This window comes from Pedobacter quisquiliarum (assembly GCF_014642175.1).
Lineage (GTDB): Bacteria > Bacteroidota > Bacteroidia > Sphingobacteriales > Sphingobacteriaceae > Pedobacter > Pedobacter quisquiliarum.
In genome coordinates this window covers 12,145-36,606 of record NZ_BMIL01000012.1, presented here as the reverse complement: position 1 = coordinate 36,606, position 24,462 = coordinate 12,145, and the positions used below count along the sequence as shown (strand labels likewise).

Below are 24,462 nucleotides of genomic sequence, written 5' to 3'. Positions count from 1 at the left end.
AATGAGCGACCAGATCAAACACGAGTGCGGAATTGCTTTTATTCGTCTGCTAAAGCCCCTATCTTATTATCAGGAAAAGTACGGAACAGCCCTTTACGGGTTGAACAAGCTGTACCTTTTAATGGAGAAACAACACAACAGGGGGCAGGATGGGGCAGGTATTGCAACCATCAAACTTGATGTAAAGCCGGGCCACCGCTACATCAGCAGATACAGATCAATGGCACAGAATGCTGTTGCCGATATCTTCGGTTATGTGCAGAACAAGTTTGTGACCATCCAGAATGAAACGCCGGAACTGATGAAAGATGCGGAATGGCTTAAAGCCAATGTAAGTTTCATCGGAGAAGTACTGCTTGGCCACTTACGCTATGGTACCCACGGCCAGAACAGCATTGAAAATTGTCACCCTTTCCTACGCCAGAACAACTGGATGACCAGAAACCTGGTCATTGCCGGTAACTTCAACATGACGAATGTTGATGAACTATTGGAGCAGTTATACGAGCTTGGTCAGCATCCAAAAGAGCAGGCAGATACCGTAACGGTTCTTGAGAAAATCGGACACTTCCTGGATGATGAAAACCAAGACCTTTTTGATGCTTATAAAAAAGAGGGTCTGGACAACGTCGCCATCACACACCGCATCTCCGAAGGCCTGAACATCGCGAACATTCTGCGTCGTTCTGCTAAAACATGGGACGGTGGTTATGCTATTTCCGGTATTGTTGGTAATGGTGATGCTTTCATATTAAGAGATCCGGCAGGTATTAGACCGGCTTTCTACTACGCGGATGATGAAATTGTAGTGGCCGCTTCAGAGCGCCCGGCAATTCAGACGGCTTTCAATATTCCTTTCCGCGACGTGAAGGAGATCAAACCTGGTCATGCGCTGATCGTTAAAAAGAGCGGAAAAGTTACGGAAGAAATGATTCGCGAACCTTTAGAAAAAAGAGCATGTTCTTTTGAACGCATCTACTTCTCCAGAGGCAGCGATGCAGATATCTATAAAGAGCGTAAACGTCTTGGTGAATTACTATGTCCACAGATATTAAACTCCGTTAATCACGACTTTAAAAATACGGTATTCTCCTTTATTCCAAACACGGCAGAAGTTTCCTTCTACGGTATGGTTGAAGGATTGCATAAACACATCCGGAAGGTGCAGAAAGATACGCTCCTTGGAAAGCAAGGCGAGATCAACGATGCGGACCTTGATGAATTGCTATCCATGAGCCCACGGGTGGAGAAGCTGGCCATCAAAGATGTGAAGTTAAGAACCTTCATCACGCAGGATGCGGATCGTAATGACATGGTTGCCCACGTTTATGACACCACTTATGGCGTAATCAAGAACCATACAGATACACTTGTTGCCATTGATGATTCTATTGTGCGTGGTACAACACTTAAGCAAAGCATCATCAAGATCATCGACAGGTTACACCCGGTGAAGATCATTATTGTTTCTTCAGCACCTCAGATCCGTTATCCGGATTGTTATGGTATCGACATGTCGAAAATGGGTGAGTTTGTTGCTTTTGAAGCAGCGATCCAACTGCTAAAAGCACGCGGCATGGAGCACATCATTGATGAGGTTTATGAAAAGTGTAAGGCATCGTTGTTGTTGCCGAAAGAGGAAATCGTGAACCACGTAAAGGAGATCTACCGTCCGTTTAAGCAGGAAGAGATCTCTGCTCAGATTACCAAAATCATTACACCAGAAGGCATCAACGCAGAGGTAGAGGTTATTTACCAGACTTTAGATAACCTGCATGTGGCATGTCCGGAACATACCGGAGATTGGTACTTCTCTGGAAATTACCCAACGCCAGGGGGCAACAAAGTTGTCAACAAGGCTTTTGTAAACTGGAAAGAAGGCAGTAACAAACGAGCATACTAAATTTATATTATTCAAAGAAAAAGCGACCCTGTTCATGACGGGGCCGCTTTTTCTTTGCTTATGCAAGTAAGTTCTTTTGCTTATGCAATTAAGTTGTGTTGCTAATGCGATAGGTTCTTATGCTAATTAGATTAAGTTCTTTTGCTAATGCAATTTGGTTTATTGGCGTAGGCAATAAGTTTTTTAGACGTATGAAATTCGTCTTTATGCCCTTTCCAATTAAGTTTTATGGACAATATATTACTGCTTATAAACCTCATAAAACAGGCGCAGCGCGAAGATGATGATCACCGCACCGGCGAACCGGTTCAGGTTCTGTATGGACTGCTCTTTAATCTTGTACCGCAGTTTAGCAGCATAAAAAGTCTTCACCGCATCCACGGTGAGTTGCGTACACATAGCCATAACAAAAAAGCCGATCTTCTCGGCTGTTTCAAAATGGAGTTGTACGGAAACAATACCGCCAACCATGATCCAGAACATTAGGGTGGTTGGCGAAAGCAGGCACATCAGAAATCCCTTAAGAATATAGCCGCTGCGCTTGATATTCTCCGTTGCTGCCAGATCATAATTCACCTTTACCTTGTTGATGACGTAGTATAACCCCACGCCCAGCAGAAATAATCCACCTACGATACCGATGTACTGATTGTATTTTGAGTTGTAGACAACGAATTGTGCGCTGAAGATGGTCGCCGTGATGAAGATGATGTCGCTCAACACAACGCCAATGGCTAAAGAAAAACCAGCTTTAAAACCTTTTTCAATGCTGGTTTTAATCATGGAAAAGAAGACAGGCCCTGTCAAAAAAGAAAACAAAACGCCCGCAGCCATCCCTTGTAATATTGCTTCAAACATTAATTTTCGTGTGTGTGTATAATATGCTAATATGCGAATTTACGCAAAAAAAGCCGAGCTGGCTTTAAGCTTTCTCCCGCAGCGGCCTCCCGACCGCCTTTATACAAACGCAGAAAGCGTGAAATATTTCTCAATACATCTATCTTTTAGGATACATTCAAAGATTGTACAGGCATTGCAACCAGTTGCACAAATTTTTTATTTATGTTTATCGCACAAAACATATCACTAACCATAACATGAAACAAGACGAACAAAAAAATTATGGAACGGCGCTATACAGCATCATCACCGTTTTCTTTTTCTGGGGTTTCGTAGCTGCGTCGAACGGGGTTTTCATTCCTTTCTGTAAAACGCATTTCAATCTGACCCAATTCGAATCTCAATTAATTGACTATACTTTTTACGGTGGATACTTCATCGGTTCACTGATCCTTTATTTCGCATCTCAGGCCAGTAAGGTGGATATATTAAACAAAATAGGTTATAAGAAAGGGATTATTGTCGGACTGGTCATGTCTGCAGGTGGTGCCTTATTGATGGTTCCGGCGGTGCATTCAGGCTCCTTCGCCTTTATCCTGATCGCCTTTTTCGTTATTGCAATTGGATTTTCATTGCAACAAACTGCCGCAAACCCCTTTGTTGTTGCATTAGGTCCTGAAGAAAGTGGTACACACCGCCTAAATCTTGCAGGCGGGGTAAACAACTTTGGTGGTCTGATGGGCCCGGTAATCGTGAGCATTGTGCTGTTCGGCTCCGCGAGCGACGCGGTGCCAAAAGCAGTAGACATTACCTCGATTAACAACCTGTATTATATTCTAGCTGGGTTATTCCTTGCTGTTGCCGTATTCTACGCTTTCACAAAGCTTCCGGAAGTAACCAACTCCGATAAAATTGAGACCAGTCCAAAATCTAACGGTCCTATCGTTGTTATGATTCTTGGTTTCTTCATGATCCTTGCTGCAAGTCCTTTAGCACGTATGACACAGATCAGCGAGTCCATTTTTGTTTACTCTTCATTGGTCATCATCGTAGGATCTTTATTGTACGCTTATTTAACCAAGAAAGATCATCCCGAAGATTGGGGTGCAATGCGCTATCCACAGTTGATCCTGGGCATGCTCGCCATCTTTATCTACGTAGGGGTGGAAGTAACCATTCAAAGTAACCTGGGTACTTTATTAAACCTACCAGAATTTGGTGGGCTCGAAGAATCTGACATCAAACAATACATCTCGCTTTACTGGGGAAGTATGATGATTGGCCGTTGGACAGGTGCAGTAAGTGCATTTAACTTTACCAAATCAACTAAAACGATCTTGACCGTTATTGTTCCTTTCATCGCTTTTGGTGTAATCTTATTGGTAACCCATGCAACTGGAACTGAAGTAGACAACCTTTATGTTTACGCGATTTCTGTTGCCATCATGATCATTGCATTCTTTATCGGGCAGGAGAAACCAGCCAAGACCCTTGCCATTTTTAGCGTGCTGGGTGTGATCGCGATGATTACCGGTTTAGTGACCACTGGTCCGATTGCAATTTTTGCTTTCATCAGTGGTGGTCTTTGCTGCTCTATCATGTGGCCATCTATTTTCGCACTTTCAATCACCGGTTTGGGCAAATACACCAGCCAGGGTTCGTCATTTTTGATCATGATGATCTTAGGTGGTGCGATTATTCCACCGATCCAAGGTACACTGGCAGATGCGGAAGGCATCCACGCTTCGTATATTGTTCCATTAATAGGCTTTGCATACCTGATTTTCTTCGCATGGCGAGTAAGTGCTGTTTTGAAGAATCAAGGCATCAACGTGGAAGAAATCGCGGCAGAAGGAGGACACTAAGACCATATGGGTTCAAGACCTGGTTTCACCGACATATACATGAATTTAGCAACCGATCTTGCTGCCCGTTCACATTGTGTGCGGGCACAAGTAGGTGCTGTACTCGCTAAAGATACCCGCATCATCTCCATCGGGTATAACGGCCCGCCTGCGGGCACACACAACTGCGACGAAGAATGGCCGGAAACGGGCTGTGAAAAAGACTCCCGTGGAAGTTGCTTACTGGCACTTCATGCAGAGCAGAACGCAATCCTCTTTGCCACAAAAAACGGCGCCAATCTGGAAGGGGCAACTTTATACTGCACCCTTTCCCCTTGCATTGCATGTGCAAGACTCATTCTAACATCAGGAATCAAGCACGTTATTTTCAAAAACTCCTATGCCGAATATAAAGGCCTGGACAGCGATGAAGGCGTGGATTTCTTAAAAAGATTCGGCGTTGAGGTTATAAAATACTAACTTTGGCCATGCTAGAAAAAATCATAATTCTCGATTTTGGATCCCAGTACACACAATTAATTGCAAGAAGAGTTCGCGAGCTAAACGTTTACTGTGAAATTCATCCCTTTAACAACATTCCTGAAACAACTGCTGACGTAAAAGGTATCATCTTTTCCGGTAGTCCTTATTCCGTAAGACAAGACGACGCACCTCAGATCGAACTAGAACGCTTCATGCAGAAGTATCCTGTTCTGGCAGTTTGTTACGGGGCACAATACATCGCTTTACATTCCGGCGGTGATGTGCAACCATCCTCCACAAGAGAATATGGCAGAGCCAATCTTGGCTATGTTTCCCAAAGCAGTAAGCTATTTAAAAACATTAGTGAAACCTCTCAGGTATGGATGTCACACGGTGATACCATCACAGAGGTGCCTGATAATTTTGAGATCATCGCCAGCACAGACAGTGTTCGCGTAGCCGCTTACCAGGTTAAAGGTTCTGAAACCTATGCCATCCAGTTTCACCCGGAAGTTACCCACAGTACAGATGGCAAGCAATTGCTTGAAAACTTCCTGGTAGACATCTGCGGATGTAAACAGGAGTGGACACCAGATGCTTTCGTGGAATCTACCATTGCGAACCTAAAGGCACAGCTTGGAGATGATAAAGTAGTGCTTGGACTTTCTGGCGGTGTTGACTCCAGCGTAGCGGCAGTATTGCTGCACAAAGCGATTGGCACAAACCTGCACTGTATCTTTGTAGACAATGGTTTACTAAGAAAAGACGAATACGAAGCTGTTTTAGAACAGTACAAACATATGGGCTTAAACATCAAAGGTATTGATGCTAAAGACCGTTTCTTAAGTCAGCTTGCTGGCCTGAAAGATCCAGAAATGAAACGTAAAGCCATTGGCCGCGTCTTCATTGAAGTATTTGACGATGCTGCACATGAAGTGCAAAACGTGAAATGGCTTGGTCAGGGTACCATTTATCCCGATGTAATTGAGTCCGTTTCTGTAAAAGGACCATCAGCGACGATCAAGTCGCACCATAACGTGGGTGGTTTGCCTGCATACATGAAATTAAAGGTTGTAGAGCCACTAAATACCTTGTTTAAGGATGAAGTTAGACGCGTTGGTAAAACCCTTGGTATAGACGATGTGATCCTGGGCCGTCACCCTTTCCCTGGACCAGGTTTAGCCATCCGTATTCTTGGTGATGTAACCGCTGAAAAGGTGGCCATTCTGCAGGAAGCCGATGCGATTTATATAAACAATTTGAGAGAAGCCGGGTTATACGATCAAGTATGGCAGGCGGGTGCGATATTCTTGCCAGTGCAATCTGTGGGTGTCATGGGCGATGAGCGTACCTACGAAAACGTGATCTGTCTGCGGGCTGTAGAGTCTGTTGATGGCATGACTGCAGATTGGTGTCATTTACCTTACCCTGTACTCGCTAAAATTTCTAATGAAATCATCAATAAAGTAAAAGGAATTAATCGCGTTGTATATGATATCAGCTCCAAACCACCAGCAACGATTGAGTGGGAATAAATTATGGCTAGTCTTTGTATTCGGACTGCTGATTTCTGCCTGTTCTCCTAAGATACAGCCCAAGTCAACGCCAGCGCCTGCAAAACCAGAAAAGGAGCAGGAGCAAGTAGTGGCGGCCCCCGAAGACAAGAAATTTAAGGAAGCAACAATCTCTATGTTGCTTCCTTTCAAACTCAACCAGATCAATGTTAAAGCACCTACAAAGGCTGAAGTAGAAAAGGCTGCACTCGCAATCGAATTCTACCAGGGCTTTATGCTGGGCATTGATTCCGCAGCATCTTCGGGCATCAATTTCAAAGTTAATGTTTTAGACACCCGTGATTACAACGCGCAAATTGAGACGTTCCTGAAATCTCCGGAGCTTGCCAAAAGCAATCTGCTTGTTGGCCCGGTTTACCCGGATGGACAAAAGTACATCAGCAAGTACACGCTAGCGAACAAACTTCCAATTGTTTCTCCCTTAGCGGCTTCTATGCCTCAGGAGTTCAACAACCCGAACCTGATTTCCGTGGTTAATAATATCACATTGCATGTAAAGAAGATCGGTGACCACATCAGCAAGAACTACAATTCTGAGCAGAACGTCGTGGTACTGATCAATCCAAAAAGCAGTGATGATGAGGTTTTTGCGGCACCTGTAAGGACGTACTTCGGCACGATGAAGAACAAGAATTTCAGCTTCCAGGAGTATGCTTCGGTGTTTTCCATGGAAATGAAACTGCAGAAAAACAAAAGGTACGTTATCCTGCTTAGCTCCTCCAACAAGAACTTCGTTACCGCAAGTATCGACAAGTTGCTTAAAATGCAGCGTGCAGGCTTAAACGTAAGCTTGTACGGACATCCGAACTGGACCAAACAAACCTATCCGGCAGAAAAGCTGCAGGCCTTGAATACGATTGTCAGCAGTTCTTATAAGGTGGACTACCGCCGTCCCGCGGTCATCAGTTTTGTGAAAAAATACCGGGCAAGCTACCAGTTCGAACCCAGCGAATACGCGTTTAAAGGCTACGATATCGGCCTTTTCTTCGGCGGATTGATTGCAAGATCAGGTCCGGATTTCCTGAAGCAAATTACCAAGCACAACTACAGGGGCTTACACAATAGCTTCCATTTCGTACATGATGAGCAGTTTGGCTACATCAACACCAGCCTCATGTTGCTTCAATACAAGAACTTCGCCCTAAATACCATTGAATGAAAGTAGAGCATCAGATCAGAACGTTCGAGAAAATCCTGAAAGAATACGATGGCGCATTGCCGTTGCACCGTTTCCTTGTCACCTATTTCAAGGCAAATAAGCAGATGGGTTCTTCAGATCGTCGTTGGGCATCCAGGTACCTGTACAGCTCCTTCAGAATCGGCAAGGCAATGCCTGCGCGCAGCCTGCAGGAGCGTCTTACCGTGGGTGACTTTCTCTGTAATTCAACCAGCAGCCTGGTCCTGCAAAGCTTGCAGCCGGCATGGAATGAACAGGTAAGTTTACCCGTTGCCGCGAAGCTGGTCCTGGTGAAAGATGCCTATCCGGAATTTGTGCTTGAGGACGTTTTTCCTTTTCAGGAAGCACGCTCCAACGGTATAGATGAACAACAGTTCCTGGAATCTTTCTTCACACAACCTGATCTTTTCATACGCGTAAAGGCGAAGCATGCCGATGAGATCCACCATACCCTTTCAGAAGCCGGCGTACACGTAAAAGCGCTTTCTGAAAACATCCTTTCCTTACCAAATGGCACGAAGCTGGGGCAGATCCTGCCAAGTACAGGGCATTATCAGGTTCAGGATCTTTCCTCACAGCGTACGGGCAATTACTTTCAGCCTAAACCTTATGAATACTGGTGGGACTGCTGTGCAGCATCCGGCGGGAAATCGTTGCTGCTGCATGAGTTGGAGCCTAAAGTACAACTGCTGGTTAGCGATGTACGGGAGCACAGTCTGATGAACCTGGACGAGCGCTTCCAGGAGGCAGGATTGCATAAGTATCAGAAGAAAGTACTGGATTTGCTGGTCGACAATGAGCAGCATCTGCACCATTATGAATTTGACGGCATTATACTCGACGCACCGTGTTCCGGATCCGGTACATGGGGCAGAACACCAGAAATGCTTTATTATTTCAATGAAAGGAAGGTGAAGCAGTTTCAGGGCCTACAAAAAGCGATTGCTGCCAACGTACTCAAATACCTGAAACCAGGACAACCTTTAATTTACATCACCTGCTCGGTTTTTCATGCCGAAAATGAAGCGGTGGTAGAACACCTGCAGCAAGCACATGGATTGACACTAGAAGCTATGGAAGTGATAAAGGGTTACAACGAGAAGGCAGATACGATGTTTGTAGCAAGGCTGATTAAACCCTAACTTACCTTAATTAGCATGCGTCTGAAACCACGCGCGCAGCCTGTACTTCAGATGCCTTAGCCCTTCAAACAAGATGGCCAGCAAGCCAATGATGACGGTATATTCTTCGAAGCTGTTCATTGTTCCGCTTTTCTGCTTAACAACAATTTACTAAATATTGTTTACAGGCCCGTATTGTTTCTGAATAATTTGATTGCAATAGCGAGTAAGATGATCCCGAAGGCTTTACGAAGGATGTTTAAGCCCGTTTTACCCAAAAGTTTCTCAAGCCTGTTGGTGTTCTTTAGCACAAAGTAAACAAACAGCATGTTGACGATTATGCCCACGAGGATATTCTGACTGGTGTATTCTGTTTTTAAGGAAAGCAGGGTGGTCATGGTACCCGCACCAGCAATGATTGGAAATGCCAGGGGCACGATCGACACCGTCTCATGCGCTTCCTCCTTGAATAAGGTTAACCCAAGCACCATCTCCATGGCCAGGGCAAAGATCACCAATGAACCCGCAATGGCAAAGGAAGCGACATCAAGTCCTATAACTTTAAGCAAGCTTTCACCTGCAAAAAGGAAGATAATCATAAGCACAGTTGCAACCACAGTTGCCTTCTCTGATTCGATATGACCCGCTTTTCTGCGCAGTTCAATGATGATCGGAATGGATCCAAGGATATCAATCACGGCAAAAAGTACCATAGAGGTGGTCAGGATCTGGCTAACGTTAAATTCCATCAGTTCATTTTTTTAAGGCAAATGTAATTCTATTAAATCAATATAAAACAAAAGCGGCTATCTTTTGGACAGCCGCTTTTGTTTTAAGAATATCTAGAGATCTTATTTTTGACCTTCTCTATGTTTTCTTCTTACAACCGAATGCCTGCGGCTGTAACCGTAATAGATTGCAAAACCTAGTGCCATCCAGATTAGTAGACGCTCCCAGTTGTGGGCACCTAAACCAACCATCATCAGGATACACACACCAGCACCTAAGATCGGGACAACTGGCATGAAAGGCGTTTTGAATGGTCTTACACGATCCGGATCCACCTTACGCAATACCAATACACCGATACATACCAGTGTAAAGGCGAATAAAGTACCAATACTGGTCATATCACCAACCACGTCTCCTGGAACAAATGCAGCGAATAAACCTACAAAAACAAGGAAAATCAGGTTAGACTTGTACGGCGTCTGGAACTTAGGGTGTACTGCAGAGAATACCTTTGGTACAAGTCCGTCTTTAGACATCGAGAAGAATACACGTGACTGACCTAAAAGCATTACAAGGATTACGGAAGAGAAACCAGCAAGGATTGCTACTGTGATCAACACAGACAGCCAGTGATAGCCATGCATATAATTCTCAATCGCATAAGCAACGGAAGCCTCTTTACCAGCATTTTCAAACTCTGAATAGTTGGCAACACCAGTTAATACGTGTCCAAATAAGATATATAAAGCGGTACAAACCGCTAAGGAAACCAAGATACCAATTGGCATATCTCTGCTCGGGTTTCTAGCTTCCTGTGCTGCAGTGGAAACCGCATCGAAACCGATGAAAGCAAAGAAAACAACACCAGCACCAGCGATGATACCAGAGATACCAAAATTACCAAAGTCCTGCGTAAAGAATTCTCCGAAACTCTTCTCTCCGTTGGAATAAGCAATCTCACCAGCATTAACAGGAATATATGGTGTGTGATTAACCGGGTTCATATAACCCCAACCGATGGCGATAAATGCAATTACGATAGCGACTTTAAGGATAACGATAATTCCGTTTAAGGTGGCAGACTCCTGGGTTCCGCGGATCAACACGAAGGTTAAGAGTACAACAACGAATAAAGCAGGGATGTTAATGATACCCTGTATGCCATCTACTGAGGTTTGGAAAGGCGAGTGACAATAAGCGTAGGGAATGGAGACCCCGAAGGTTTCCAGGAGCTTATTGAGGTATTCAGACCAGGCAATCGCTACTGTAGCCGCACCAACGGCATATTCCAGTACCAGATCCCAGCCAATTACCCAGGCAACAACTTCACCCATGGTTGCATAAGAATAGGTGTAAGCACTACCTGCAATAGGGATCATGGATGCAAACTCTGCATAACATAATCCGGCAAGCGCACAACCAATTGCAGCCAGGATGAAAGAAAGCGTAACCGCCGGACCTGAGTGTTCTGCCGCCGCTGCAGCAGTTCTAACAAAAAGTCCAGCACCGATGATCGCACCAATACCCAACGCAATCAGGTTTCCCACCCCGAGCGTACGTTTCAGTGTACCTTCGCCACTCTCAGTAGACTCCTGAATTAAAGAGTCTATCGATTTTTTAAATAACATAAATTAAAGTTTAGTTAGTGTGTTTCGATAAATTAGAATTTGTTTTATTTTTTTTAATATGGTTCCAAACCTAATTAAAAATTATTTAATAATAAAAAGGGATTTTCAATGAAAATCCCTTCTCTGGTAACAATTTTAACCGCTTCATAAATTCCTTTTCAGGTTCCGCTGAAGCTGGTTCAGTGTCAGCTTTGATTTAACGACTTTTTCGGTTTTAACTTTCAGATTAACACTAGATTGCGGTGCTGGCCCAACCGCGATATGTGGTGCAATAATCAAAGAGACAATGGACATCAGTTTTATCAGGATGTTCATCGACGGGCCGGAGGTATCTTTGAACGGATCACCTACAGTATCCCCGGTAACCGACGCCTTATGTGCATCAGAACCTTTGTACTCCATTTTCCCCTGGATCATGACGCCCTTTTCAAAGGACTTCTTCGCATTGTCCCAGGCGCCACCTGCGTTAGACTGGAAGATGCCCATCAACACCCCGGCAACCGTCACCCCGGCGAGCAGTCCGCCCAGGACTTCCGGGCCGAATAAGAAACCAACCAGTAGCGGCACGATCAAGGCAATAGCACCGGGCAGCATCATCTCCCGAATAGAAGCCTGCGTAGAAATGGCCACACATTTATCGTACTCGGGTTTTGCTTTGTATTCCATGATGCCAGGAATCTCCCGGAACTGCCGGCGCACTTCCTGCACCATCGCCATCGCGGCGCGGCCAACGGCGGAGATGCACAATGCGGAGAATATAAATGGAATCATACCGCCCACAAACAAGCCGGCAAGTACATCCGCCTTATAGATATCAATGGTGGTGATGCCGGATATGCCAGCGAAAGCCGCAAAGAGCGCTAACGAAGTCAAGGCTGCGGAGGCAATCGCAAATCCTTTCCCTGTCGCAGCGGTGGTATTCCCCACGGCATCCAGGTTATCAGTGCGCTCCCGAACTTCCTTCGGACAACCGCTCATTTCCGCAATACCACCAGCATTATCGGCAATCGGTCCGAAGGCATCGATCGCAAGTTGCATGGCCGTCGTCGCCATCATACCTGCAGCGGCAATGGCAACACCATAGAAACCCGCAAAGTGGTAGGAGCCGTATATACCGGCAGCAAGTACCAGGATGGGCAATACCGTAGACTCCATGCCAACCGAAAGGCCGCCAATAATATTGGTGGCGTGGCCGGTTGAGGACTGCTGAATAATCGAATTTACCGGACGTTTACCCATGGCCGTATAGTACTCTGTTATTAAACTCATGAGCGTTCCAACAACAAGGCCCACTAAAATGGCATAAAACACGTTTGCTGCCGGGAATGAAAACCCACGGATCTCCATGCTTTCCGGTAGCAGCCAGTGCACCGCAAAGTAAGAAGCGACCGCGGTTAGAATTATCGACAACCAGTTGCCAAGGTTCAACGCATTTTGTACACTATCCGTTTCTTTGGAGATTTTTACGAACCAGGAACCGACGATAGAGAATATTAAGCCCAGTCCGGCAATGAACATCGGCAGGAGTATTGGCGCCATACCGCCGAAATTATCTTCCGAGCTAATCTCCTGACCCAATACCATGGTCGCCAGAATTGTTGCAACATACGAACCGAATAAATCCGCACCCATGCCAGCCACGTCACCGACGTTATCACCTACGTTGTCCGCAATAGTTGCCGGGTTCCGCACGTCATCTTCCGGGATGCCGGCTTCAACTTTGCCGACCAGATCGGCACCAACATCTGCCGCTTTGGTATATATACCGCCGCCCACTCTGGCAAAAAGGGCGATGCTTTCCGCACCCAGCGAGAAACCGGCAAGTACCTCAATGGTCTTTTTCATTTCCGGACCTGTTGCTGCGGCAGCAGGATTAACGAATGTATAATAGAGCACGATGAAAAGACCGCCCAAGCCAAAGATGGCGAGGCCCGCCACGCCGAAGCCCATAACTGTGCCACCGGTAAAGGAAACTTTTAGTGCTTGCGCCAGACTCGTTCTTGCGGCCTGTGTGGTGCGCACGTTTGCTTTTGTCGCAATCCGCATCCCGATGTATCCTGCGAAAGCAGAGAACACTGCGCCCAAAAGGAAGGCAATGGCGATAATGGGACTTGAATGAATCGGATTTTCAGCTGTGCCTTCCATGGTGCCAGACCAGGCGAGCAGCGCTCCGGCAATGATCACAAAATAGGAGAGGACCTTCCATTCTGCTTTTAAAAAGGCCATTGCCCCGTCGGCAATATGCCCGGATAGTTCCAGCATGTTTTTGTCGCCTGCATCTTGCTTACTCACCCACGCACTTTGTACCGCCATAAAAAGGATTCCAATGAGCCCGAAACCCGGAATCATGTAGATCAGGTTGTTTTGTAGAAACTCCATACGATATATTTGGTTTAATTGGTTAGCAAGGCAAGCCTATACAAAAATAAAATAGTTTAGCACTTTACCAAATTTATAATTGGCTGGCAATGAGTACGCCTGTTTTAATATTGGATTTTTTAAATATATTCGCCGGCAACCAAACTATTTATAAATCTCAATGGAAAAAGAAACAGAGGATCAGCACTTCAAACGCGAACTGGGCTTGCTGGACGGCACCATGCTGGTGGTCGGCTCCATGATTGGATCCGGAATATTTATCGTCAGTGCCGACATTGGACGCCAGGTCGGCTCCGCCGGATGGTTGACCCTGATCTGGGTGCTTACAGGACTGGTAACCGTAATAGCAGCCGTAAGTTATGGCGAGCTGAGCGCCATGTTTCCAAAGGCTGGTGGCCAGTACGTTTACCTTAAAGAAGCCTACAACAAACTTATCGCTTTTCTTTACGGCTGGAGTTTCTTTGCGGTCATCCAAACCGGCACCATCGCCGCAGTCGGTGTGGCCTTCTCCAAGTTTGCAGCCTACCTTTTTGAGCCGTTAAGCGATGAGAACATCTTGTTTAGCTTCGGCGACTTCAACATCAATGCAGCGCAGCTGATGTCCATCTTCACCATCATTGTGCTCACCTATATCAACAGTAAGGGCGTTAAAAATGGCAAGTTGTTGCAGACTTTCCTGACCGTGATCAAAATTGTATCTCTGTTCGGCCTGATCATCTTTGGTTTTACGCTTGGCGCAAAGGCCGAAGTCTGGAACGCGAACTGGGCGGATGCCTGGAGCCCGGCCAACTACAACGCGGCTACAGACAGCTGGATGCCAATTGCTGGCTCTGCTTTACTTGCTGCAGTATCTGCGGCGATGGTCGGATCACTATTTTCAAGTGATGCCTGGAATGGCGTTACTTTCATTGCTGCAGAAATCCGAAACCCTGAAAAGAATGTGGGTTTAAGCCTGTTCCTTGGGACCTTCATCGTGTCTGTAATCTATATTCTGGCCAACCTCATGTATTTATCCGTAATGCCATTGCATGACATCGCTTTTGCCAAATCAGATCGTGTGGCCGTTGTTGCTGCGCAAAACATCTTTGGCAACACGGGTACATTGATTATTGCGGTCATGATCATGATCTCCACATTTGCATGTAATAATGGCTTAATCATGGCTGGTGCACGTGTGTATTACACCATGGCCAAAGATGGTTTATTCTTCAAGAAGGCCGCTTTATTGAACAAGTCCAGCGTACCAGCATGGGCACTATGGTTTCAGTGCATTTGGGCATCGGCGCTTTGTCTTACCGGAAAGTACGGCGATCTGCTGGATTACGTAATGATCATTGTAATTATCTTTTACATCCTGACCATCTACGGTATTTTCATCCTTCGTCGTAAAATGCCTGATGCCGTACGTCCTTACCGTGCTTTCGGCTACCCGGTACTGCCATTTCTGTACATCATTGTCGCTGCAGCAATCTGCATATCGTTGCTGATCACAAAAACCAGTACTTGTGGCTGGGGCGTTGTAATCATGCTTGCCGGGATTCCAGTGTATTACCTGAGTAAGCCGAAAGAAACGGCTGAGTAGCGCATTCATAAAAAAGGCCAGCAGCTTTCCGGAAAATACCGGGACAGCTGCTGGCCTTTTTTTATGCTTAAAAATGTGGTTAGTTCATCAATTCCAGAAATTTCGGAACCTCTTTGTCATTGCTTGAAAACTTAAGCAAGCGCTTGCTGGTGTTGTAAAGGTACATGGAAGGGTATTTATCTGGCTTGAAAGTCGGGATAAAGATCGAATGCTTATCCTGCAGCACGGTTACATTTTTCATGGTCATCAGCGGTTTCGCGAAGTTGGTCATGAAGTAATCAATAGAGCGGAACTCATCCATGGAAACCAGGTAGATGTTTGAATTTGCTAATCTGCCGCTTTGTTTAGACAGCTGCCTGGCTACTTGCTGGCAGTGATCACAGGTTGCATCGAAGAACATGATAAATGCTTTTTTCGTGGTTGGGATCTGCACGGTCGAGAATGTCTTCCCATCTTTCTTATAGAATACCGCGTTGGGAAGTACTTGCGGCTGTAGCTGTGCGCTGGCCTGGTTAACAAACAGGCAACATATAAAGGCTATAAAGAGTTGTTTCATAGGCCTAATATCCATAAATAAAACGTAAACCATATACAGCAGCAGGTAAAATTAGGCTGCAGGTGCCGCGACGCAGCTGCATGGTAGAGCGACAAATGCTTATCACATCAATCGCCTTTTGTTCGCCTATTGTTCGCCTTTCGTTCGCCTATGCTTCGCCTCCAGCCGAAGGAAAGGCGAACGAAAGCTGGATGAAAGCTGTATGAGATCATACCTGGGCTTTGTTGCTGGTCGGCTGCAGGTATCATTCTTTATCTTGTGCTTCATCGTTTGAAATTTCCACCCAAAACCTAAATTAGCAAAGCTTGTTATTGTGGTAAATTGAAGCTTATTATGGAACAGACAGGATTAATGGATTTTTTTATTACCCGATTGGTGGATCTGTATCATGCTGAGAAGAAGTTTATAAAGAGTTTCGTGGCACTCTCCATTGCAGCATACACCGAGGAGTTACGTACGGCGCTTAATTCTCCATCTACAGAGGCGGAGGCCCATGTAAACCGATTAGAGACAATTATGAAGTCCCTAAAAGTGAAGGCCACCAAGCAGGAATGTAACATTGTTTCTGCGCTGGTCGAAAAAGCAAGGGATCTGATTGTGAAGAATGAAGCTGGAACGCCGATGCGCGATGCAGCGATCATCTATGCGGCACAACATGTTGAGCATTATAAAATCGCGAGCTATACCGTGCTTTTTGAAGTTAGCAAAGAGCTGAAGCTGGAACAGGCGAACGTGCTTTTGGAACAATGCCTGAAGGAGGAAAATGACACGGCAGCTTATTTATCGCAGATTGCGAGCAACATCATCAACCCGGCGGCAGCCAAAGCAGATTAACCGATTGAATGTAAATAAATGGTAAGGAAAGCCACGGAATTCCAATCCCCGCAAAAAAGCTGTATTTTTGCAGCAAATATATAGCGATTTGGGAACTCCATTAGATTCAGGCATAAAAGGTTATAACAACTACGGTACACATTTAAAGGCGAAGTACAAGGGACAGCGCGTGTTTAAGGTTATTGTAGACGGTGGGTTTACCTGCCCGAATCGTGACGGTTCTAAAGGTTATGGGGGTTGTACGTATTGTAACGTGGACTCCTTTACGCCGGAACTTTCCCGCAAACTGCCCACCATACGCGAACAACTGGAGCAAGGTATGGAGCGCGGGAAAGGCTTTTACAAAGCGGATAAGTTCATCGTTTATTTTCAACCCAATACAAATACCTATGCGCCTACGCATTATCTCAAGATGATGTATGATGAGGCGCTTTCCATCAACCCGGAAGATGTGGTAGGCTTTTCAGTCGGTACACGTCCGGATTGTATAGACGCGGAAAAGATCGCCCTACTGGAAAGTTATGCAGATCGTTTTGACGTGGATCTGGAAATGGGCATGGAATCTATTTACGACGAAACGCTTAATCAAATCAACCGCGGCTGCAGTCACGGGGAATTTGTAGAAGCGGTAAAGCTGCTCGAAAATTCACCCCTGGATCTTTGTGTGCACACCATTTTCGGCTTCCCTTGGGAAACTGAAGAGATGATGCTGAAGTATATCGATGAGATTAACCGTTTTCCGCAGATCAAGTTCGTTAAGTTTCACCACCTACATATTGTAGAAGGTTCCATTATGGGGGCTAAATACAAGAAGAATCCATTTAAACTCTTCAGCCTTGAAGAATATACCGATTTGCTGTGCAAGCTGATTCCTTTGTTAAGGCCGGATATCGTCATCCAACGATTGTTCGGGATTTCCGATTGGGACCTTTTAATTGCGCCAAACTGGGGCCTGAACAAATCTGCTATTCAGACCTATATCGACAAAGAAATTGAGCGCAGAGGGGTAGTTCAGGGCTCCGCCTATGAAGTAGGCGTACTGTAGGTTCCAAACAGCGCCTCCACTTTTTCTTTCCGGTAACTGAAGATCTGCTGTAGCTTGTCTGCTACAAATATGCCATTTGCCATTTGACCGAACACGCCGAAAGGCATACCATAGGTCAGGATGTCATTCATCAGCACACCACCTGGTATCTCCTGAAAGTGATGCTGGTGGTGCCAGAACTTATATGGGCCAAATCGTTGCTCGTCAATAAAGTATTTTTCATGTTGCACCTGGGTGATTTCCGTCATCCAGTCTATTTTAATCCCCAATACAGGCGAAACCTTGTAGGTTATGATCATGCCAGGATACATTCTGGTGGTTTCGGTGGTATTCGAAGTGACGGTAAAGGCCATCTCTTTAGGGGTAATCTTCGCTAAATTTAAGGGTGAAGAGAAGAATGCCCATGCCTCTGAGAGGCTGATCGGCATTTTCTGGCTAAATTCCAGGTGATATGATTTCATATTCCCATAACAATCTTTTTTGCTACATGTTTATTTGTGTTTTTGAGCAAAATTGCTGCTGTTAAATGCAAAATTTAGATTATCAAGGCGTGTAAATATTATCTTTTTGTAAGTGTTGCGTCTATGATGGTGTTTTTTGTGAAAATAACTTTGAGATTTTAAGATTAAAGACTGTATTTTTGAAATATAGACCTCAATATTTCTACTATTGTTGGTGTTTGTTAATAATTCGCCTGTTTTAAAATGGATAATATGAAAAATTTAACCCTAAGACAAAGCCTTCCATTCGTTTTGTTGCTGCTAATTGGTATTTTATGCCTCTACTTTCCGGTAATGCCGAATTTTGATGAAGGAACGTATAATTCGGCCGACATTGCATGGATTTTAATTTCAGCAGCACTAGTGTTTTTAATGACACCTGGCCTTGCTTTCTTCTATGGAGGTATGGTACATCGTAAAAATGTGCTTTCTACGATGATTAAGAGTGTGGTTGCCGCGGGCGTCATTACGGTGATGTGGGTAGTGGTTAGTTTCAGTCTTGCATTTGGAGAGAGCATTAACGGCATCATCGGTAATCCAGCCACCTTCGCATTTTTTCAGAATGTAAATTCTGGGGCGCCATGGGCAGCAGCACCAACCATTCCGCTGACCTTATTCGCGGTATTCCAGTTGATGTTTGCCATCATTACCCCAGGATTAGTTGTAGGTGCAGTAGCAGAGCGGATTCGTTTTACTTCTTATATTCTCTTTATTGTACTCTTCTCGGTTTTTGTGTATTCTCCACTGGCACATTGGACCTGGCATCCGGAAGGATTCTTGTTAAAAATGGGTGTCCTGGATTTTGCTGGCGGGACGGTCGTACACATTTCTGCAGGGATGGCGGCACTTGCTGGTGCGCTGGTATTGAAGCGTCGTAAATCCCATATCGAGAACAAGGAAATACCACCAGCAAATATCCCTTATGTATTAATAGGCACTGGATTGCTTTGGTTCGGATGGTTTGGCTTCAATGGTGGTTCTGCCTTCGGCTCTGGAGCGCTAGCAGTAAGTGCTTTCGCAACCACCAATATGGCTGCAGGTGCCGCAGGCCTTTCCTGGATGTTTTTCGATGTGTTGCGTGGTAAAAAGCCTTCCGTACTTGGCTTCTGCATCGGTGCCGTTGTTGGCTTGGTGGCCATCACGCCGAGTGCAGGATTTGTGGCCATTCCGGTAAGTATTTTCATTGGTGTGGTTGCAGCGATCATATCCAACCTGGCTGTGATGTGGAAATCCCGTACCAGCCTGGATGATACATTGGACGTATTCCCTTGCCATGGAGTAGGTGGTATTGTTGGTATGATCTTAACCGGGGTGTTTGCGAGTAAACAGATCAATCCTGCTGGCTTTGACGGTCTCTTTTATGGAGATGCGACGTTCTTTCTTACCCAGCTTAAAGGTGTCGCGATTGTAGTAACCTTCAGCTTTGTGATGTCTTACGGTATATTCAAGCTGGTGAACCTGATTCAGCCAATCCGCGTGAGCTCTGCCGAAGAAGAAGAAGGGTTAGATGCCTCGCAGCATAATGAAAAATACTACCAGGGCACGCTCTTCGTGGAAAATAGCCCGGTTGAAACCATTATCGAAGTAGATACGCTGCATAAGATAGATACCTTGCATAAAGTTCCAGCCTAGCTGGAACTAGTGTACCATTTTATCTGCGCAGGTAGAACTTGCAAAAGCTTCGGGCTTCGCTTTAAAGATAAAGCCCATACTCAAAATGTAACCCATCGCTTCATTAAGCGCCTTGTTTGATTTGAAAGATGGACTGGTATTGATGTCGGCATGAACCTCCAGTCCGACATCATAGAGGTCCAGTAAGTCGCAAATGGAATAAGCGGTTTCGATGGATTTCTGCACCTCCGCGAGCATGCGCTCCTTAATACCCATCCTATGGGTAGACTTTTCCTGATGAATGTACATGAATCCGCCATGATGCGCACGCAGCAAAACGATGACGGTCGCGAAGTTTGTGATGGGTCCCTTTACCTGTGAATCTGTACCAATACAGATCTTTAGTTTGTACCCGTTTTCGGTTTCCCGGATAATAGCCTGTTCAATTTCTTTTAGTATCGGCTTGTGGATAAGCTCGCCGCTGAATTTTTTCCAGTTCATTGGAGTAGATTTAGAATGTCGCTACCCTAAGATAGGTGTTTCGCGATTAAATAGATGTTAAATCCACTACTTAATTCCTTAATATCAGGCGGTTACGGGAATTAAAGACTAGAAAATGTAAGGTTTGTGCTTTGTGAAATCTCGAAAAACTCAAAACAATAGCCTTTCATAAGGGTAGTAATAGTACATATGACAAAGAATAAAACCATTATTGTTTCCAACCGTCTTCCTGTGAAAATTGTAGAAAAGGATGGGGTTTATGAACTAAGTCCTAGTGAAGGGGGCCTGGCAACAGGTTTAGGCTCCATATACAAGACGGGCGATAACGTTTGGATTGGCTGGCCGGGACTGGAAGTTCCGGAAGACCGGCAGCAGGAAGTTACCGAGAAACTCGCAGAGTTGAATTTGATTCCGGTATTCCTCAGCAATGAAGAGATTTATCAATACTACGAAGGCTTCTCCAATGAAGTGCTATGGCCGGTGTTCCACTACATGACCACCTATGCCAACTATGAGCAGAGTTACTGGGATTTTTATCAGACTGTAAATACCAAATTTGCAGATGCTGTTGAAGCGCATTTGCATGAGGGTGACACGGTATGGGTCCATGACTATCAATTATTATTGTTGCCGGGTCTTGTACGCGCGCGACAGGCACATGTTACGATTGGATTCTTCCAGCATATTCCATTTCCATCTTATGAAATCTTTCGCCTGATTCCGTGGCGAGAAGAACTACTTGCCGGCATGTTCGGCGCAGATTTGCTGGGCTTCCACACCTTCGATGATGTGCGACACTTTCTAAGTGCAGCAAGCAAGCTGTCCACCTCCAAATACGCCAACAACGTCATCACCTACAACGAACGGCAGATTGTAGTGGAAGCATTCCCTATGGGGATTGATGACGATAAATTTGAGCGTTTAGCTGATAACGAACGGGTTAGTGCACACATACAGTCTTTCAAAGAATCTAAACAGGGTTCGAGAATGATCCTTTCCATCGACCGCCTGGACTATAGCAAGGGGATTATCCCGCGCTTGCAGGCCTTCGAACTGTTCCTGCATCTTCATCCCCAATATATTGAAAAGGTAGAATTGTACATGATTGTAGTGCCTTCGAGAGACACCGTGCCGCAGTATAAAGAGCTGCGGGAGCAGATTGATCAGCTGGTTGGCAACATCAATGCAAAGTTCAGAACGCTGAACTGGGCGCCCGTGCACTATTTTTATCGGTCTTTTCCGATTGAGTTTTTATCCGCATTGTATAGAACCGCAGACGTTTGCCTGGTTACACCGATGCGCGACGGTATGAACCTGGTGAGCAAGGAGTTTGTTGCATCCAAGACCGACAATCGGGGGGTGTTAATCCTGAGTGAAATGGCAGGTGCTTCTAAGGAATTGAACGATGCGCTGATTGTGAACCCGAACAACATTGGCGAAATCATGCGCAATCTGTTGCAGGCGCTTAACATGAGCGAGCAGGAGCAGGAGCACCGCATGAAGAGCATGCGGGCTATTGTGAAGAAATTTAACATACATCTTTGGGTAAAGAATTTTATGGATAAACTGAACGAGGTGAAAGAAATGCAAGCAGCCTTGCTTACTAAATACGCGTCGGCATCTATACGTGAAGGAATTAAAACTGCATATACAAACGCTGGCGAGCGCTACCTGTTCCTGGATTATGATGGAACCCTGGTTGGCTTTAAAGGAGATATTGACAAAGCCTCCCCAGATGAAGAACTGTTACAATTGCTTACTGGCCTTTCCAACGTACCAGGCAACAAAGTGATTATCATCAGCGGAAGAAGACACCAGACGCTCGAAGATTGGTTTGGGCACCTGAAACTGGATATGATTGCCGAACATGGTGCATGGCAAAAAAAATCGGGCAGCGAGTGGAAAAGCCTGCCACTATTAACCGACAAGTGGAAGCTTGATATCCGTGCAGTACTGGAAACTTATACCGATCGTACGCCGGGATCTTTCATTGAAGAGAAAAGTTATTCGCTGGTGTGGCACTATCGCAAAGTGGAAGAAGGTCTTGGGGAGCTGCGAGCGCAGGAAATCATCAATCATTTGCGCATCATGGTTGCGGATAATGGATTGCAGTTGATGCCTGGAAATAAGGTGCTTGAATTTAAAAATATTGAGGTTAATAAAGGTAAGGCAGCTTTAAACTGGATGCATGATAACCATCCGGACTTCATTATCGCATTAGGCGATGACCATACAGACGAGGATATCTTTAAAGCCATTCCGGAGGAAGCCTATACCATAAAGGTTGGCAGTAACATTTCCGCTGCACGGTATTATTTAAGGAACCCGACCGAAGTCAGGTCCCTGTTAACAAGTCTGATCAGTTAAAGAAAAACTGGTCTATCTAATTTGATGGCGATTCGGTGGGCAGCATTCATCAAACCTACATGGCTATAAGCCTGTGGGAAGTTGCCCCACTGACTACCGTCATGCTCATCAATATCCTCACTAAATAGATCAAGGTGATTGCCATATTGCATCAGGGATTCAAACTCCCTGATGGCATCATCTATGCGGCCAACACAAGCTAATGCTTCCACATACCAGAATGCACAAATCAAAAAGGTCGATTTCGGTTTTCCAAAATCATCGGCATGTTTGTAGCGGTAGAAAAGACCGTTTGGTGCTTTCAGCTCCGCTTCAACAGCAAGCAGGTGATCTTTTGCTTTTTGCGATTGCGGATCCAGGTAGTTCATCAGGATAAGTTGCAGTGTGCTCGCATCCAGGTGTGGGCTGCCAACGCCGTGCGTGTACACTTTACGTATGGGATCATAACAATCTTCAATATATTTAGCTGCTTTATCAATTAAGATTTGGGCACGTTCCTTACTCTTCTCGTCGTTGATGGTTGTTGCCATCTTCAAAGCAGCATTCGCACCTGCCCACTGGAATAAGTTCGTGTAGCAATGGTGATTGGCAATGTTACGGAACTCCCAGATGCCGGCATCTTTTTCGTCAATGGTACGTTCAATCTTCTTCAGCAGATAGTCCAGCCACTGCGCAGAGCCATGACGTTCATCAAAGATGAAACGGTTATCATGGTAAAGCGGTAGCATAGATATCAGCACCTGGCCATATATGTCATTCTGGATGTGCTCGAACGCTTGATTACCGATCCTTACCGGTTGGTTACCCTGGTAGCCTTTGATGTGGTCCAGAATGCGTTCGGTAAGCTTGCGTTCTCCGGCGATGCCGAAAAGTGGCTGGTAACGTTCATCATTGCGGAAAGAAATGTCCGTGATGTAATTAAAATAGCGCTCCATTTCTTCGAAATGGCCGATGTGGTTTAGCGCAGTGATCACGTAGTACGTGTCGCGCATCCAGCAATAGCGGTAATCCCAGTTTCTCACGCTTCCCGGATGTTCCGGAAGACTGGTTGTACTCGCCGCGATGATGGCGCCAGTGTCTTCGTATTGGTGGATCTTCAAAACGAGCGCAGAGCGGATGACCACTGGCTGTTGGAAGCCCGCGATAGAAGAATGTTTAATCCAGGTACGCCAGTATTGCTTCGTGCTTAATAGGAAGCGTTCTGCAGTACTGTCTATTGGTGCCTCAAGCTTGTAGCCGAAGGTGGTGATTAAATATTTGGGTTCATTAAGCGCGAAATAGCGTTCATCTTCGATATAACTTAAAGAGATGTTGGTGCTTAACTGTAAGGTTTCATTGCCAGATTCATAAAGGATATGATTGCTTCCGCGGCTGCGGCTAAATTTGTCTTCACCATAGTTGTAGACAGGTCTGCATTTTACTTTTACGCGTGGGTTGCCACTGATAACCTCCACTTTTCTGATGAACATTAAAGGTTTATAATAGCGTTCATATTGACGAAAACGCGGCGCGAAGTCGGTAATGCGGTAAGTGCCTTCAGGGTTGGTGATTTCTGTGCAAAGAATATTGGTGTTTTCCAGATAAAACTGTCTGGAGGTATATTCACCTGCCGGGCGGATGGAAAACTCTCCGCCTTTTTCGTCGTCCAGTAAGCCTCCGAATACAAAAGAGCTGTCAAATCGTGGCCAGCAAAGCCAGTCTACATTCGTGTTTTTGTTGATGTGCGCCAGGTAAGCACAGTTGCCTATGATACCCGTTTGATAGGTGTGTCTATCCATTTAATTC

Annotated in this window: 19 protein-coding genes; 11 read left to right on the top strand and 8 right to left on the bottom strand. The window is 45.4% G+C overall.

Annotated elements, in window-relative coordinates:
* Position 1: 1 nt before the first annotated feature.
* Positions 2-1,903, top strand: a complete 1,902-nt coding sequence (locus IEW69_RS15565; protein WP_188627809.1) for an amidophosphoribosyltransferase — start codon at positions 2-4, stop codon at positions 1,901-1,903.
* Positions 1,904-2,143: 240 nt separating this feature from the next.
* Here IEW69_RS15565 and IEW69_RS15560 read toward each other — a convergent pair whose 3' ends face one another.
* The gene (locus IEW69_RS15560) at positions 2,144-2,761 is read right to left on the bottom strand and encodes a LysE family translocator (protein ID WP_188627808.1); all 618 of its coding nucleotides are present in this window, start codon (positions 2,759-2,761) and stop codon (positions 2,144-2,146) included.
* Positions 2,762-3,000: 239 nt separating this feature from the next.
* Here IEW69_RS15560 and IEW69_RS15555 point away from each other — a divergent pair, with 239 nt between their 5' ends.
* From IEW69_RS15555 to IEW69_RS15535, 5 genes are read left to right on the top strand one after another with little or no spacing between them, the layout of a single operon-like run.
* A complete protein-coding gene (locus IEW69_RS15555) occupies positions 3,001-4,608 on the top strand; it encodes an MFS transporter (RefSeq protein ID WP_188627807.1) in 1,608 nt (535 codons plus the stop codon).
* A 39-nt stretch (positions 4,609-4,647) separates the two neighbouring features.
* Entirely contained in the window at positions 4,648-5,067 is a 420-nt protein-coding gene (locus IEW69_RS15550; RefSeq protein WP_188627806.1) for a deoxycytidylate deaminase, read from the top strand.
* A gap of 8 nt (positions 5,068-5,075) precedes the next feature.
* Complete coding sequence (guaA, locus tag IEW69_RS15545) at positions 5,076-6,605, top strand: glutamine-hydrolyzing GMP synthase (RefSeq protein WP_188627805.1); 1,530 nt, start codon at positions 5,076-5,078, stop codon at positions 6,603-6,605.
* Positions 6,562-7,803: an ABC transporter substrate-binding protein gene (locus IEW69_RS15540; protein WP_188627804.1), complete on the top strand. Its 1,242-nt coding sequence runs from the start codon at positions 6,562-6,564 to the stop codon at positions 7,801-7,803. Before guaA ends, IEW69_RS15540 begins: the two co-directional genes overlap by 44 nt.
* A complete protein-coding gene (locus IEW69_RS15535; protein ID WP_188627803.1) occupies positions 7,800-8,963 on the top strand; it encodes an RsmB/NOP family class I SAM-dependent RNA methyltransferase in 1,164 nt (387 codons plus the stop codon). Before IEW69_RS15540 ends, IEW69_RS15535 begins: the two co-directional genes overlap by 4 nt.
* Before the next feature lie 161 nt (positions 8,964-9,124).
* On the opposite strand, the gene IEW69_RS15530 is transcribed toward IEW69_RS15535, so the two are convergent.
* The 3 genes from IEW69_RS15530 to IEW69_RS15520 all read right to left on the bottom strand — a co-directional run bounded on the left by IEW69_RS15530 (position 9,125) and on the right by IEW69_RS15520 (position 13,681).
* Positions 9,125-9,691, bottom strand: coding sequence for a MarC family protein (locus IEW69_RS15530; protein WP_188627802.1), 567 nt, complete (start codon positions 9,689-9,691; stop codon positions 9,125-9,127).
* Positions 9,692-9,793: 102 nt separating this feature from the next.
* Positions 9,794-11,302 carry an amino acid permease gene (locus IEW69_RS15525; protein WP_188627801.1) on the bottom strand — a complete coding sequence of 503 codons (1,509 nt, stop codon included), beginning with the start codon at positions 11,300-11,302 and terminating at the stop codon, positions 9,794-9,796.
* 144 nt (positions 11,303-11,446) lie between these two features.
* Positions 11,447-13,681 carry a sodium-translocating pyrophosphatase gene (locus IEW69_RS15520; RefSeq protein ID WP_188627800.1) on the bottom strand — a complete coding sequence of 745 codons (2,235 nt, stop codon included), beginning with the start codon at positions 13,679-13,681 and terminating at the stop codon, positions 11,447-11,449.
* 160 nt (positions 13,682-13,841) lie between these two features.
* On the opposite strand from IEW69_RS15520, the gene IEW69_RS15515 reads away from it, so the two are divergent.
* Positions 13,842-15,263, top strand: a complete 1,422-nt coding sequence (locus IEW69_RS15515) for an APC family permease (RefSeq protein WP_188627799.1) — start codon at positions 13,842-13,844, stop codon at positions 15,261-15,263.
* Positions 15,264-15,342: 79 nt separating this feature from the next.
* Here IEW69_RS15515 and IEW69_RS15510 read toward each other — a convergent pair whose 3' ends face one another.
* Complete coding sequence (locus IEW69_RS15510; protein WP_188627798.1) at positions 15,343-15,819, bottom strand: hypothetical protein; 477 nt, start codon at positions 15,817-15,819, stop codon at positions 15,343-15,345.
* Between the two features lie 333 nt (positions 15,820-16,152).
* On the opposite strand from IEW69_RS15510, the gene IEW69_RS15505 reads away from it, so the two are divergent.
* Together IEW69_RS15505 and mnmL are read left to right on the top strand one after the other, a co-directional pair.
* Positions 16,153-16,653, top strand: a complete 501-nt coding sequence (locus tag IEW69_RS15505; RefSeq protein ID WP_188627797.1) for a DUF892 family protein — start codon at positions 16,153-16,155, stop codon at positions 16,651-16,653.
* 88 nt (positions 16,654-16,741) lie between these two features.
* Entirely contained in the window at positions 16,742-17,698 is a 957-nt protein-coding gene (gene mnmL, locus IEW69_RS15500; RefSeq protein ID WP_188627796.1) for a tRNA modification radical SAM protein MnmL/YtqA, read from the top strand.
* On the opposite strand, the gene IEW69_RS15495 is transcribed toward mnmL, so the two are convergent.
* Entirely contained in the window at positions 17,677-18,159 is a 483-nt protein-coding gene (locus IEW69_RS15495) for an SRPBCC family protein (RefSeq protein ID WP_188627795.1), read from the bottom strand. The genes mnmL and IEW69_RS15495 overlap by 22 nt on opposite strands.
* Before the next feature lie 252 nt (positions 18,160-18,411).
* On the opposite strand from IEW69_RS15495, the gene IEW69_RS15490 reads away from it, so the two are divergent.
* Positions 18,412-19,830: an ammonium transporter gene (locus tag IEW69_RS15490; protein ID WP_188627794.1), complete on the top strand. Its 1,419-nt coding sequence runs from the start codon at positions 18,412-18,414 to the stop codon at positions 19,828-19,830.
* A 6-nt stretch (positions 19,831-19,836) separates the two neighbouring features.
* Here IEW69_RS15490 and IEW69_RS15485 read toward each other — a convergent pair whose 3' ends face one another.
* Complete coding sequence (locus IEW69_RS15485) at positions 19,837-20,310, bottom strand: ribonuclease H-like YkuK family protein (RefSeq protein WP_188627793.1); 474 nt, start codon at positions 20,308-20,310, stop codon at positions 19,837-19,839.
* A gap of 189 nt (positions 20,311-20,499) precedes the next feature.
* Between IEW69_RS15485 and IEW69_RS15480 the strand changes: the two genes are divergently transcribed.
* The gene (locus IEW69_RS15480) at positions 20,500-22,677 is read left to right on the top strand and encodes a bifunctional alpha,alpha-trehalose-phosphate synthase (UDP-forming)/trehalose-phosphatase (protein WP_188627792.1); all 2,178 of its coding nucleotides are present in this window, start codon (positions 20,500-20,502) and stop codon (positions 22,675-22,677) included.
* On the opposite strand, the gene IEW69_RS15475 is transcribed toward IEW69_RS15480, so the two are convergent.
* Positions 22,674-24,455 (bottom strand): glycoside hydrolase family 15 protein, encoded by a 1,782-nt coding sequence (locus IEW69_RS15475; RefSeq protein WP_188627791.1) that lies wholly within the window; start codon positions 24,453-24,455, stop codon positions 22,674-22,676. The genes IEW69_RS15480 and IEW69_RS15475 overlap by 4 nt on opposite strands.
* Positions 24,456-24,462 lie beyond the last annotated feature (7 nt).

Coding starts and splice junctions, on each gene's coding strand:
- IEW69_RS15565 (WP_188627809.1), top strand. CDS start 2: ATGAGCGACCAGATCAAACACGAGTGCGGAATTGCTTTTATTCGTCTG.
- IEW69_RS15560 (WP_188627808.1), bottom strand. CDS start 2,761: ATGTTTGAAGCAATATTACAAGGGATGGCTGCGGGCGTTTTGTTTTCT.
- IEW69_RS15555 (WP_188627807.1), top strand. CDS start 3,001: ATGAAACAAGACGAACAAAAAAATTATGGAACGGCGCTATACAGCATC.
- IEW69_RS15550 (WP_188627806.1), top strand. CDS start 4,648: ATGAATTTAGCAACCGATCTTGCTGCCCGTTCACATTGTGTGCGGGCA.
- guaA (WP_188627805.1), top strand. CDS start 5,076: ATGCTAGAAAAAATCATAATTCTCGATTTTGGATCCCAGTACACACAA.
- IEW69_RS15540 (WP_188627804.1), top strand. CDS start 6,562: ATGATATCAGCTCCAAACCACCAGCAACGATTGAGTGGGAATAAATTA.
- IEW69_RS15535 (WP_188627803.1), top strand. CDS start 7,800: ATGAAAGTAGAGCATCAGATCAGAACGTTCGAGAAAATCCTGAAAGAA.
- IEW69_RS15530 (WP_188627802.1), bottom strand. CDS start 9,691: ATGGAATTTAACGTTAGCCAGATCCTGACCACCTCTATGGTACTTTTT.
- IEW69_RS15525 (WP_188627801.1), bottom strand. CDS start 11,302: ATGTTATTTAAAAAATCGATAGACTCTTTAATTCAGGAGTCTACTGAG.
- IEW69_RS15520 (WP_188627800.1), bottom strand. CDS start 13,681: ATGGAGTTTCTACAAAACAACCTGATCTACATGATTCCGGGTTTCGGG.
- IEW69_RS15515 (WP_188627799.1), top strand. CDS start 13,842: ATGGAAAAAGAAACAGAGGATCAGCACTTCAAACGCGAACTGGGCTTG.
- IEW69_RS15510 (WP_188627798.1), bottom strand. CDS start 15,819: ATGAAACAACTCTTTATAGCCTTTATATGTTGCCTGTTTGTTAACCAG.
- IEW69_RS15505 (WP_188627797.1), top strand. CDS start 16,153: ATGGAACAGACAGGATTAATGGATTTTTTTATTACCCGATTGGTGGAT.
- IEW69_RS15495 (WP_188627795.1), bottom strand. CDS start 18,159: ATGAAATCATATCACCTGGAATTTAGCCAGAAAATGCCGATCAGCCTC.
- IEW69_RS15490 (WP_188627794.1), top strand. CDS start 18,412: ATGAAAAATTTAACCCTAAGACAAAGCCTTCCATTCGTTTTGTTGCTG.
- IEW69_RS15485 (WP_188627793.1), bottom strand. CDS start 20,310: ATGAACTGGAAAAAATTCAGCGGCGAGCTTATCCACAAGCCGATACTA.
- IEW69_RS15480 (WP_188627792.1), top strand. CDS start 20,500: ATGACAAAGAATAAAACCATTATTGTTTCCAACCGTCTTCCTGTGAAA.
- IEW69_RS15475 (WP_188627791.1), bottom strand. CDS start 24,455: ATGGATAGACACACCTATCAAACGGGTATCATAGGCAACTGTGCTTAC.